Source organism: Stenotrophomonas sp. PS02289 (assembly GCF_029960115.1).
In the GTDB taxonomy this organism is placed as follows: Bacteria; Pseudomonadota; Gammaproteobacteria; order Xanthomonadales; family Xanthomonadaceae; genus Stenotrophomonas.
On record NZ_JASCOZ010000131.1, the window covers coordinates 1 to 12,148 of the forward strand.

At 66.2% G+C, this 12,148-nt stretch carries 9 protein-coding genes; 3 read left to right on the top strand and 6 right to left on the bottom strand.

Annotated features, from left to right (window positions below; translation table 11 throughout):
* The first annotated feature begins 159 nt into the window (after nucleotides 1-159).
* From QMX83_RS16050 to QMX83_RS16060, 3 genes are all read left to right on the top strand, one after another.
* Complete coding sequence (locus QMX83_RS16050) at nucleotides 160-1,440, top strand: VCBS repeat-containing protein (protein WP_282297641.1); 1,281 nt, start codon at nucleotides 160-162, stop codon at nucleotides 1,438-1,440.
* A 97-nt stretch (nucleotides 1,441-1,537) separates the two neighbouring features.
* On the top strand, nucleotides 1,538-2,056 hold the full coding sequence (locus tag QMX83_RS16055) for a transposase (RefSeq protein WP_282297642.1): 519 nt from the start codon (nucleotides 1,538-1,540) through the stop codon (nucleotides 2,054-2,056).
* Between the two features lie 151 nt (nucleotides 2,057-2,207).
* Complete coding sequence (locus tag QMX83_RS16060) at nucleotides 2,208-3,347, top strand: DUF1254 domain-containing protein (protein WP_282297643.1); 1,140 nt, start codon at nucleotides 2,208-2,210, stop codon at nucleotides 3,345-3,347.
* Between the two features lie 19 nt (nucleotides 3,348-3,366).
* Here QMX83_RS16060 and QMX83_RS16065 read toward each other — a convergent pair whose 3' ends face one another.
* From QMX83_RS16065 to QMX83_RS16090, 6 genes are all read right to left on the bottom strand, one after another.
* Nucleotides 3,367-5,313 (bottom strand): hypothetical protein, encoded by a 1,947-nt coding sequence (locus QMX83_RS16065; RefSeq protein ID WP_282297644.1) that lies wholly within the window; start codon nucleotides 5,311-5,313, stop codon nucleotides 3,367-3,369.
* Between the two features lie 10 nt (nucleotides 5,314-5,323).
* The gene (locus tag QMX83_RS16070; RefSeq protein ID WP_282297645.1) at nucleotides 5,324-5,743 is read right to left on the bottom strand and encodes a hypothetical protein; all 420 of its coding nucleotides are present in this window, start codon (nucleotides 5,741-5,743) and stop codon (nucleotides 5,324-5,326) included.
* Complete coding sequence (locus tag QMX83_RS16075; protein WP_282297646.1) at nucleotides 5,740-6,462, bottom strand: hypothetical protein; 723 nt, start codon at nucleotides 6,460-6,462, stop codon at nucleotides 5,740-5,742. Before QMX83_RS16075 ends, QMX83_RS16070 begins: the two co-directional genes overlap by 4 nt.
* Before the next feature lie 96 nt (nucleotides 6,463-6,558).
* Nucleotides 6,559-7,614 carry an MBL fold metallo-hydrolase gene (locus QMX83_RS16080; RefSeq protein ID WP_282297647.1) on the bottom strand — a complete coding sequence of 352 codons (1,056 nt, stop codon included), beginning with the start codon at nucleotides 7,612-7,614 and terminating at the stop codon, nucleotides 6,559-6,561.
* Nucleotides 7,615-7,712: 98 nt separating this feature from the next.
* Nucleotides 7,713-8,282, bottom strand: coding sequence for a TetR/AcrR family transcriptional regulator (locus QMX83_RS16085; protein ID WP_282297648.1), 570 nt, complete (start codon nucleotides 8,280-8,282; stop codon nucleotides 7,713-7,715).
* Nucleotides 8,283-8,368: 86 nt separating this feature from the next.
* A partial coding sequence (locus tag QMX83_RS16090) for a hypothetical protein (RefSeq protein ID WP_282297649.1) occupies nucleotides 8,369-12,148 on the bottom strand: 3,780 nt, incomplete at its 5' end.

Genomic DNA, 12,148 nt, shown 5'->3' on the forward strand with positions numbered 1-12,148 from the left:
TCGCTATCCCGCCGATCTGGCGGCACGGGTTGGGCGCTGAGGCGGCTGCGTAGAGCCACGCCCTGCGTGGCTTCGGGGTGCCAGACATGGTCTGAGCCACGCAGGGCGTGGCTCTACGTTATGGTGGTGGGGTTCATGCACTGCAGGAGCCCCACGATCATGCACCTCCGCATCACCGCACTGACCGCCGCCGTCCTCGCAGCAGGCTGCGCGCAACCACCCGCAGCCCCTGCTGCGGCCCCCGCGCCCATCAATCCGGCCACACACGCCTTCGACCTCATCCACGAAGCACCGTCAAAGTATTTCACCGACGCGACCGCCACCCACGTGCCGATGGCTCCGCAGCTGCACGCCACTGATTCGGTGTTCGTGGACGTGGACAATGATGGCCACCTGGATGTGGTGGTATCGGTGGAGCACGGCGTGAACCGCCTGTACCGCAACGATGGCACCGGAAAACTGAGCTACGTGCCGGATGCGTTCGGCGTCACCGCCCGCGACAACGAACATGTACGCGCGGCCGACTTCAACGGCGATGGCAACATCGACGTGGTCTTCGTGGCCGAAGCCGATAAACAGCATCAACTGTTCTTCGGCGATGGCAAGGGCGGTTTCACCGACGTCAGCGACCGTCTTCCGGCGCACAGCCAGGGTAACGGATTGGCCGTGGGCGACCTCAACGGCGATGGTCATCCCGATATCTTCATCGGCAGCACTGGCGAGAGCCCCAACGGGCTGCAGCCCGCGCGCAATCTGTTGTTCCTCAACGACCCCGCGCGCCCGGGCCACTTCATCGATGCCAGCGCGACCCACCTGCCGGCCGGCGATGACCAGACCGAGGGCGTAGCCCTGGCCGACATGAATGGCGACGGCCACCTGGACGTCCTGCTGGCCAGCCCCAGCCATCCCAATCGTCTGCTGCTCAACGACGGCTCGGCCCGCTTCGTTGATGCGTCGCACCGGTTGGACCTGCGCGTTCCGATGGAAACGCGCGAGGTGCACGTGGCCGACGTGACCGGCGATGGCAAGCCGGACATCCTGTTCTTCAACATCACCAGCAACAACGGCGGTTGGGAAAAGGATCCGCAGACGCGTCTGCTGGTCAATGACGGTAATGGCCGCTTTGTGGACGAAACCGAGAAGCGGCTGCCAAAGCACACCTTCTCGAGCTGGGCCGGCACGGTGGTGGACGTCAACGGCGACGGTGCGCCAGACCTGCTGGTCGGGGCCATCCAGGTACCGGGCTTCGTTCCCATGCAACTGCGCGCGTGGCAGAACGATGGTGACGGCAACTTCACCGACGTGACCCTGGACGCGGTGCCGGGGATTACCGTGGGGCGCAGCTGGAGCATGGGGCAGGGCGACCTGAACGGGGATGGTCGCACCGACGTGCTGGTGGGCGGCTGGGGCACACAGGCGCGGCTGCTACTTTCGAAATGATGCGAATGTCGCGGCCTAAATGAGCGGAATTTGAAAGTCGGAGCGCTCGTATGGACGGCAAGCTTGACGGCCATCAGGCGCAATGTGAGGGCCGACCATGCAGCTGAAATTTGGTGATCCCGAGGGGCTGGGCCAGCGCAGGCACACCCAGCGTGAGCGTTTCCTTGCCGAGATGAATCAGATAGTGCCCTGGAAGCACTTGGTTGCCCTTATCCAGCCGCACTATCCGCAGATTGGCGTTCGTGGGCGCCAGCCCTATCCTCTGGCGACGATGGTGCGGGTGCATCTGCTTCAGCAGTGGTATGCGCTCAGTGATATGTCCATAGAGGAGGCGCTCCACGATTCGACGGTCATGCGTCGCTTCGCAGGGATCAGCGGCGTGACCCGCATTCCCGATGAGACCACGATCCACGAGTTTCGACAGCTGCTGGAGACGCAGAAGCTTGCAGCGGAGGTGCGTGACGTGGTGGATGCCTGTCTGCAGAACAAAGACATGAGCGTGCGGCCCGGGACCATCGTGGATGCGAGCATCCGGCAAGGGCGCAGTTCAAGCAGAAAGGCCGACAAGGTGCGTGAGCCTAAGGCACGTCAGGTCGGAAGAAGCACTCGCGGATAATCGGCGGCACAATATCTGTGGTGGCTACAACTCGAACTGAAGCGTGGGGCGGCACCGACCAGTACAAATACTGACGCGCTCTGCGTAGAACGCCGCTTGGAGCACGGGCTGTTCGGCGCGATGCTTCCGGCATACGAGCGAGGAGCGTCCCATGGGCAAGATTACTCCGCTGTTGCTGTGCGCGGCGCTCTGCGCCGGTTGCGGTGCCAAGCAGGAAGCGCAGCCCGCTGCGCCCGAGGCCGAACCCACCGCGCAGGCACCTGCCGCCCCCGCACCTGCATCGGTTCCGCCGCCGCCCGCTCCCGCCGCAGCGCCGCCGCCGGTGCTCACCGCCGACGGCGCGCAGGTGGTGACGCCCGCCAACTTCATCCGGGCCGAGTCAGATACCTATATCGCCAAGCAGGTTGAAGAGTCGGGCGGGCTGGGCAAGATCGTGCATCGCCGTGAGCCAGCCCCCATCGACCACCAGACCATCATCCGGCTCAACCGCGACACGCTGTACAGCTCGGCGGTCTTCGATCTGGATGCCGGGCCGGTGACGGTGACGCTGCCCGATGCGGGCGACCGCTTCCAGTCGCTGATGGTGGTGAACCAGGACCACTACACCTGGACCGAGTACGGTGCGGGCGCACACACGTTTGACCGGCAGAAGGTCGGCACGCGTTACGCGCTCGTCGGGGTCCGGACCTTGGTGAACCCGGCCGATGCCGCCGATGTCGAGGCCGTGCACCGTCTGCAGGATGCGATCACCGTGGCCCAACCCGGTGGGCCGGGGACGCTTGAACTGCCGCGCTGGGACAGCGCCAGCCAGGGCAAAGTGCGCGACGCACTGCTGGCATTGGCGGCCACCTCTTCGGGGTTCAGTCATTCGTTTGGCCAGGCAGGCGAGGTGGACCCGGTGGCGCATCTGATCGCCACGGCAGCCGGGTGGGGCGGAAACCCCGACAAAGATGCAACTTACCTCGGCGTGGCACCGCCCAAGAACGACGGCAAGACCGTGTACCGCCTGCGGGTGAAAGACGTGCCGGTGGACGCGTTCTGGTCAGTGAGCGTGTACAACGCCAAGGGCTATTTCGAGAAGAACGCGTTGAACGCATATTCGCTCAACAACCTCACTGCGGTGAAGGACCCGGATGGCGCGGTGACGATCCAGTTCGGCGGGTGTGACGGAAAGATTCCCAACTGCCTGCCGACGGTGCCGGGCTGGAACTACACCGTGCGGCTGTATCGGCCGCAGCAGGCGATCCTGGACGGTAGCTGGACGTTCCCGGCCGCCGAACCGGTGGTGTAGGGACACGCCATGCGTGTCCCTACGGGCGTTTGCGGTCGTGATAGCGCGCCACACTGCGCTGCAGTTCCTCCAGCGCACCCTCCGGCAACCACAGCTGCCGCGAACCCCGGGTCATGGCGGTATACGCCGCACGCACCGGGTTGTGCGCATAGCGGCGGGCGAAGCCGGTGCGGAAGCAGCATGGTGCCATGGCGACCTGGGCGAACTCGGTGTTCTTGCTGTGCTCGACCAGCATCAGCAGCAGGGTGGCCTGCGTATGCGGTTGCAGCCGCTCGCACAGCGCAGCGAAATGTTCGCGGTTGTAGCCACGCATGAACAGGCGCGGGATCTGCGGCACCTGTTGTTCTTCGCACTCGGCCAGCAGAGCTTCCCAACGCCGGCTGCTGCCACCGTGCGTGGTCATTTCGCGATAGGCGTCAGCGGCGCGATTCACTTCGCGGCCGAGCTGGGTCAGTGATTCGGGGTGGATGCCAAAGGCAGCGCCCGCCGCTGAGAGCCGCTGGGCTTCCTCCAGCAGACGCCAGCTGCTGCCATACACCTGCGTCCCTTCAGACGGTACGTCATTCCAGTGCTGGTAGACGCTGGCGACGGTGGCGTGAGCGCCGGCACCATTGAACGGCTGCTGGTATACACCGGTCGCGTCCAGCGCCAGCGTGTCGTTGACCAACTGCTCGACGTAACGACCTTGGCGCACCGACTGGTTGATCTCCAGTGCCATGCCGGTGGCAAAGCGAGGCGCGCGGCCAATCAGGCGCTGGTTCGGATCGCCCAGGCTGATCACCGCACCTTCGTAACCGGACAGCAACTGCTTCCAGGCCGGGCTGAGGTCGTGCGCCTCGTCGATCAGCAAGGTGCCCCAGCGTGCCGGAATGCGTGCGTCATGTTGCGCCAGCCACTTGCCGATGTGGTCCGGTGTCAGGCTGAGCACGCCACCCTTCTGCAGCACCGGGTCGAACATGCAGCGCCACACCTGCTCGGCAGCGGCGATGAACGGTGTGGCGTCCAGCATTGCGTAGGGCAGGGCGCGCAGGAAGTGGCGTGCTTCCAGCTGCGGAGAGGTGGAGCGGCACCAGCTGGCGATGCCGTCGAAGGCGATGCGCAGCACGCTGGTGGCGGGATAGCGGCCGATCGGCTGCAGGCCGATGCGACCGGCAATGTCGGCGAACGACAAGCGGCTGACCTGGTAAGCCGGCGCGAAGTCGGTGCCCAGCACGCCGCGACGATGCGCGTCGGCCGCGACCTGGTTGGCGAAGCCGATCTGCGACAGCAGGGTGATCTGCTGCTGGGTACCCAGTCGCTCGCGGAACGCCTGCACCTGGCTGGGGCGCGGGGCCAGGTAGGTGAAATGCCGGGTTGCACCCGCCAGCAACTGCAGGACCAGATGGGTTTTGCCGGCCCCTGCGTAGGCGTCCAGATCGATGTGCTCATCATCGTTGGCCACGATGGCGCGCAGGGCACGGGCCTGGTCATCGGTGTAGTCGTGGTCGCGCTCGATGTAGATCGGCGCACGCTCGCCGCTGCCGATCACCTCGCTGGTTTCCTGATACGCGGCCTCGGTGTAGAAGCGCACCGTGTGCGGGGTCAGTGTGCTGTCGCACGCCTGCTGGAAGGCCATGACGTCGAAGGCCTCGAGGGCGGCATGCTGCTCGACCACGGCGGCTGGCGCGAGCACGCGCTCCTGTGCGGCCAACGCGCGCTGCCAGTCCTGCACGGTTCCCGGCAGGCCGGCGCGCAGTCCGGCCAACTGCGCCGGGGCCTGTCCGGGCTGCGCCGCAAACAACGCGCAGGCCTCTTCCAGCAGAGCGGACAAGGCACCTTCGGGCTGGCGGCTGCGCAGGCAGAGCGCGGCCGCGAACAACCCGGCACGTTCAAGCGCGCTGGCGGGAAGCGATCCGTCATCCAGGTACGCCGCCAGTGCCGCTTCGGAAAGGGGCAGGGCATAGGCAGCAGTCAGGGATGCAGACATCAGGATGGACTCAGAACGGATGCGCCTGCGCGCAGGCCATCAGATGGTTATGGTTGCTGGACATGCACTGGTAGAAGTCACGCTTCTTGTCCGTGGCAGCCTGGCAGTCGTCCAGGGTCAGCATTGGCAGCATGGCACGCAGCAGTCCGGCCACGGGGGTGAACTGTTCGGCCTTCATGAAGCCGCTGTCGACATTCTTCTGGCCCACCTCCAGCATGGTCTGGACGCCATGGCGGGCGTTGTCCACGGCAACGGGGCAGTTCAGTTCGCTGGGCGACTCCTGTACCTGCAGCATGTGCTGCGCGATCTGCTCGGCGTCCTGTTGGGCGCGGGCGCGCATCTGGGCCTCGGTTTCCGTGCTGACCGGTTCCACCGCGAAAGCGGCCGCGGGAAGCAGCATCAGGGCGAGGGCCATGCAACGCATGCTCATGCGTCCTCCATTGCGTCGAATTTCTCTACCGGAATGAGCGTGTGAATCTCCGTGCCGACCGCGGCGAGCAGCTCCTCGCAGTGGGTGGCGTCCCACAGGTCGAACACTTCCGCTTCCCAGTTGACGCCCGGCTCAGTGGGTTCGTGTGCCACATGCAGGCCGTCTTCGGCGTAGATCGCGTGATCACTGGTGACCACTGCGCGCGCCTGAATTTTGCCCAGCACTTCAAACATGTTGTCGTTGTAGTCGCCGTAGACGAAGTCGCGTGCCACGCAGTCGCCACCGACGATGAACCACGCGTCCGACGCCACACTGTGACAATGCAGGTTCCCCAGCACTGCCACGTTGCCGCTGTCCCTGAGAATGCCGTTGACGGTCAGGTCGCCGGTGACCAGCAGGGCCGAGGGCGGCTGCAGGTTGCCGTCCACGACGAGATTGCCGTGGTGCACGACGACCTTGCTGTTGCCCTGGAGCAGTTGGCCGATGGCAGCGGCCTCCAATCGCAGATCGGTGGCGGGCAGCTGTTCGCGCAGCACCTGGCCGAAGGCGAACAGGGTGCTGGCGAAGCCGTGCTGCAGAAACTCCATCAGTTCATTGCTGTTGGCCTCGGGACCGATCTGGGCCAGCGCCTCCAACTGTGGGTCGGGGCAGCACGGGAACTCGGGCAGGCTTTTTGGGGACCAACCGTTGGCGGGAATCTGACGGATATCAATCTGCATGGGGCGTCCTTGTTGGAAAACGTGTTCCTGGACTCCGCATGATAACGCAGCGCCAGCGGCCACCCGGGCGGCCCCTGGCGCGGAGTTGAACGGCGCTCAGCGTTGGTCTGCGGTGGCCAGTGGTGCCGTCGCGGTCGCGGTCATCGTGCGCCACCACGGCCGCCCGGGGTGGGGCGCATCCAGATCCAGGCGTTCGCCCATTTCCGGCGTGGACAGCGCGATTCCGCGTTGCGCGGCCAGCGCGCTCACCTGTTCAAACGGGTCATCCCAGGTGTGCATCGCCAGGTCAAAGGTGCCGTTGTGGATCGGCACCAGCCAGCGTGCGCGCAGGTCCTGGTGCGCCTGCACGGTCTGGGCGGGCTGCATGTGGACGTAGGGCCACTTGGGGTCATAGGCACCGGTTTCGATGAAGGCGACATCGAACGGCCCGTAGCGCTCGCCGATGTCCTTGAAGCCGGCGAAGTAACCCGTGTCACCGCTGAAGTACATGCGCAGTGCGTCATCGATGATCACCCACGAACCCCACAGGGTGCGGTTGCTGTCACGCAGGCCTCGGCCGGAGAAGTGCTGGGTAGGGGTAAACGCGAGGCGCAATCCGTCCACCTCGGTTTCCTGCCACCAGTCGAACTGGCGCACCTTGTCCTTCGGCACGCCCCAGTGGGTCAGGCGGTCGCCCACGCCCAGGGGCACCAGGAAGACGTCCGCACGGTCCGCCAGGTACTTCACGGTGGCGCGGTCCAGGTGGTCGTAGTGGTCGTGCGAGAGCAGCACGCCACGGATCGGCGGCAGGTCCTGCAGCGCGATCGGCGGAGCATGGAAGCGCTTGGGCCCGATCCACTGGAACGGCGAGGCGCGCTCGGAAAACACCGGATCGGTCAGCCACCACCCACCGCGCAGCTTGATCAGCAGGGTGGAATGCCCCAGCCGGTAGACGCTGCGGTCCGGGGCCTTGGACAGCGCCTGTGCGGTCAGCATGCGCACCGGCGGCGAACTGCGCGGCACGGTGCCGTCGGGACGGTTGAAGAAGAAATCCCAGAACAGCTTGAGCGTGGTGGCCAGCGATTCCTTCGGCTTGGCAGCGGCGTTGTGGAACTGGTCGCCCTGCTGCTGCGGCGACTGGGTGTAGGAGGCGATAGGCACGGTAAAAGTCATCCCGATCAGAACGGTGAGGGCAAACGCGACAGCCACAACGGCAATGGCACGGCGCTTCTTATGAGTGCGTACGCGCTCATTTATTCGTTTAAATAAAGTCATCGCTGAATGCCCTTCCAGAACAGGTCAAAACCGGCCTGCTGCAGCGCCTGCTGCTGTTCGGGCTGGGCGGTGATGGCATCCAAAGTGGTATCCAGCAGGTTGACCAGCACCCGGCCGAGATAGAACGACAGGCGATCCGGATCGATATGTGCGGCCAACTTGGCCTGCAGCGACTGCAGCATGCCGCCGAACAACCCTTCGCAATGCAGGCGGGTGCTGTCGGTGATGCGGTCGGAGACCTTCAACTGGCGCAGCGCCTTGGCATCATCGGGATACTGGAGACCCCAACGGACGAGGGCATTCCAGATGTGCTGCAGCTGATCCTGGGCGCTGGCTTGAACCGGGAACGCATCCCCGATGTTCGCGGCCAGCCGCATCTCCAGTTTCACGAACAACGCGTTGAGCAGTACATCCTTGTTCTCGAAGTAGGTGAATACCGTGCCTTCTGCGACCTTGGCGGCCTTGGCGATCTGCGCGGTGGACGCGGCCACGCCCTGGGACGCTACCAGGCGGCCGGCGGCGTTCAGGATCGCATCGCGTTTTTCGTCGCTGAGAGGGCGGGCCATGTCGGATCATTGATTGAGTGGTCGCTCATTTATAGGCGCGCTCCCGCCGCCGCGCAAGCCCTAGCCCGGCACGGCACAGCCTGCGTTCAGTCGGGCGGAACGGCCAGCGCTGCAGGGTCGCGCTCGATCACCTCGAAGGGGCGGCCGGGGAACCGCGCGCGCAGGCTGCCGATGGAGACGTGGCAGGAGCTGCACACCGGTCGCGAGGAGAACACGCTGATCGATTCGACCTGCTCCGGTGCCAGGCGACCCTGGGCCAGCCAGCGCTCGATGCGGTAGTACAGGTTGCGCTCGGCGTCATAGGCACGCGCATTGCGTTCCTCCGACAGCATGCCGTCCGGGTCCGCGACGTGCAGGGAGTGATTGGGCACGGTACTGGCCACCCCACCGTCGGCGATGGACAGGCGCGTCGGTTGCGCGTCGATGTAGGTGGCGTGAGGTGTCGTGATCTGACGTCCGGCCACATTCCACTCCGGTGCGGGTTGCCCGCTGGGCAGGTTGGATGCGGGCAGCAGGCCCTTTCCGCCGCGCTGGCCGGAAACGGAATGGAAGATCAGGGGACGGCTCTGGCCACGCAGGTTTATCCGGGCCATCGCTACGGTCTTGGCCGGTCCGCGACGCGGCGTCAGGTGCAGCGGCTCCAAGGACGGCCCCAACGCGTCGAACCCGCTTCGAGCGGCCGCGCGCCCGGGCAGGGGCTGCGCTGCGGGTGGATGCAGCAGGTCATACAGCGCTTCATGCACCCAGCGGTCGGTGGGCTGGGGCGCGCGCCAGTGCTCGGTGCCGATCTGCTGTTTCAGCGCGTCGACGTAGCGGCAGTTGCTGCGCGCGCATGACAGCACCGCGTGCTCCGGACGGGTGTCAAAGCGGTAGGGAGCATCGGCCGTGACTTCTTCCAACGCCGCGCCCATTTCGTCCAGCGCTTCGACCTGCTGCTGCAACTGGCTGCCGAAATGGTCCACCAGCGCCGCGCCGCTGAGACGGCATTGCTGGCTGTAGTGGAACGCGCCCCACCAGGCTCCTTTGACTGCGTCGTTGTGCGCAGCGCTGAATCCTTCCGCCTCCAGTGGCGTAAGGGTCAGGGCGGGGGCCGGCTCGCCGAAACGGAAGCTCGGGTCCAGCGGCGCGACGTGGAACCGCCCGGGCGCAATGCGCGCGATCAGCACCCGGCCGCCCTGGCGGTCGGTACCGATCACCGCGCCCACGGTGAGGCGCATGCGGCTGCCGAGGTAGGGGTCGCGCACTTCGATCCGGGCCAACCGCCCGTCACCGCCCAGCACGGTGGCGGGCAGACGTTGTCGCAGCACCGGCTCGGGCAGTCCGGTCTGACGGACATAGCGCAGCTGTCCGTCAGTGCGCACGCGCTTCCACCATTGCCCGTCGTAAACGAAGGGTGTCCCTTCGGCCAGTGGGCCGTTCGCACCGCTGACTTCAAGGCCGGCAAACCAGCCGATATCGCCGGGTGTGGTGTAGGTCGGTGCCGGCTCGTAGCCGAAAAGACGGACGATGCCCTCACCGCACGCGTGCAATGACACCTGCCGTCGCATGCGTCGGCACGCTGATGACAGTTGCGGCGGATCGGTGCCCGCATGCAACGGCGCATCCGCGTCGAATCCTGGTGGGATCTCGTCGATCACCCGCCCTTCGATCCGTGGGGCGGGTACCTTGGGACCGTAGGCGCGGCGTTGCACATCATCGAATCGGTACCAGTGCCCGTTCTCTTCGATCAGCAGCGCGGGTTGTTCGGCGTCAATCACGCCGACGGCCAGCCCAGGGGCGTCGTCTGCCCACCGACGTGCCACGGGCTCGGCACGCGCCGGCAGCGCATGCACCGCCTCTGTCAGTGCGTTCCACGGACGGCCGGCTGCGCTGATGCGCTCTGCAGTCAGCCGCCACAGGCCGCGGCCGGCGCGAAACACACCGCGACCCAGATCCCGCACCAGCATCGCGCCACTGAGTTTGGCCAGTTCACGTCCCAGCTGTGCCACGGCCAGCCCGCTGCCTTCCAGCAGCCCATGCACGCCCAGCTCGCCCGCCCTCAACGCCAGTCGCGTGGTACTGCCCAGGAATCGACCCACCGGGCCGATGGCGAATACAAGATCGGTCGCGCAGCTGAACAGTACGCCGCCGGTGCGTTCACCGGCGATCAGGCGGCTGACGCACCCGTAAAAGGGAACGCAGAACTCCAGCAAGGCGTTGGCGAGTTGCTTTTCCTTGTCCCATAAACGCTCCATCCCCGTGCGCTGCTGGAGCTCACGTGCCTTGACGGTGTTGAAGTAGTCGCCGTACTGGCTTCGTGCGCTCGCTTCGGCGATCACGCGCAGCGCATCCGCGCCGGTTCCCTGGGGGGCCAACGGAGCACCTGTGGTCCAGTGCTCCGACTGCAGCAATCGGAGTGCATCAGGGGGCGACGTTGCGGCCACCTGACCGGTTTCGAACCAGGCAGGGTCATACCAGTGTCCTTCCCGCCACTCTGTGCCGTCATAGCGCTCCCCGTACCACAACCTCGCGCTGAAGCCCGCGCTGGGCACCAGTGCCAGGTAGACGGGAGCGTTGTCTGCCTGGACGCAACGCAGCAGTGTTCCTTGGTGATGGGCGGGCAGCTGCAACGGTGTCACGGTTGCGCCGGCCAGCAGGGCGCGGTCGACTGGCGGCAGCATCTCCAGCGAGCGCGCTGCCAGAACGGCAACGGCATCGGTCATGACCTCCTGATACAGCGTGAACTCCTGCTCGAACACCTGCGCGATCGACGCGCTGCCGACAATCTCGAATTCGCCTGACACCAGCAACTGCTGCAGGGTGTCCTGCGCCAGCTGCTCTTCGAGCAGCGCTTCCCCAAGCGCGGCCCATCGCGCCAGATCCGCCACCATGCCGATGTCGCCGGGCAGTTCAGGCAGCGCAGGCGTGCTGCGCCGATGCAGGCCATGCCGCCTGAGCAGTCCGGGCGGCAGGCTGTCGAGCGTGCTGTTCCACCACTGGGGAGGTACCTCTGCCTGTTGCAGTTGCGCGGCGGCCAGCGACATTCGCTCCGGCGCGTGGCGCTGCAGTTGACCTGCAGCCACGGCAAGGGCCTGCTGCCGGGTGTGCACGAACGACAAGGCTGCATCGATCTGCGCGGCGGTGGCGGTGGCGGGGTCAAGCGCCGCTGGCAGCTCTCCATGGGCCCGGGCGTACAGCAGGGCTGGGCGCACCTGGGCGGCCACCAGGCTGACGGCATCATCGTCGGTCGAGCTTCCCAGCTGCGCTGGCAGGCGCACCAAGTCTTCGAACCGCCAACTGGCCGCTGCGCCGGGGTGCGTGGCCTCCACCATCGCAACACCCTGCAGGAACGCCACGCCCAGCAGGGATCGACCGTAATCGAGCCAGTCCGGGACGTCCTCGACCAGCAGCTCGGGCCGCTGCAGCTGCCGTGCCACCAGCCACAACAGCACGCGCTGGATCAGGGGAGAGCGTGTCGTGGGCAACTGTGCGATGACCGCCTGGCGCGCGACAACTATCCCCGGCGCGTCCGCGACGGCCCGGATGGTCTGCATTCGCGCAGGTCCCACATGCTGGTTGAGCAGCAGGTGCGCGACCTGGAGCTGCTCTCCCTTGGTGGAGGCCGCATCGTCGGTTCCGTCGCGCCAGCCGTCAGCGCGCAGCCGCTCGCGCGCAAAGGTAGAAAACCCCGCCGTTCCCGCCATCAGCTGCCATGCCTGCCAACCCGCCATGGTCGGGTCGAGTTCTTCAAACAGAGGCAGGCCCCAACCCGCCAGTAGCGACTCCAGTTCGGGAATGGGCGAGGGCACAGCGACAGCGGGAGGAAACAGCGGGAAGATCAGGGGCGCGGCGCTGCGGGGCGGCGTTGCGGCTCCGCCCCGCAGCAC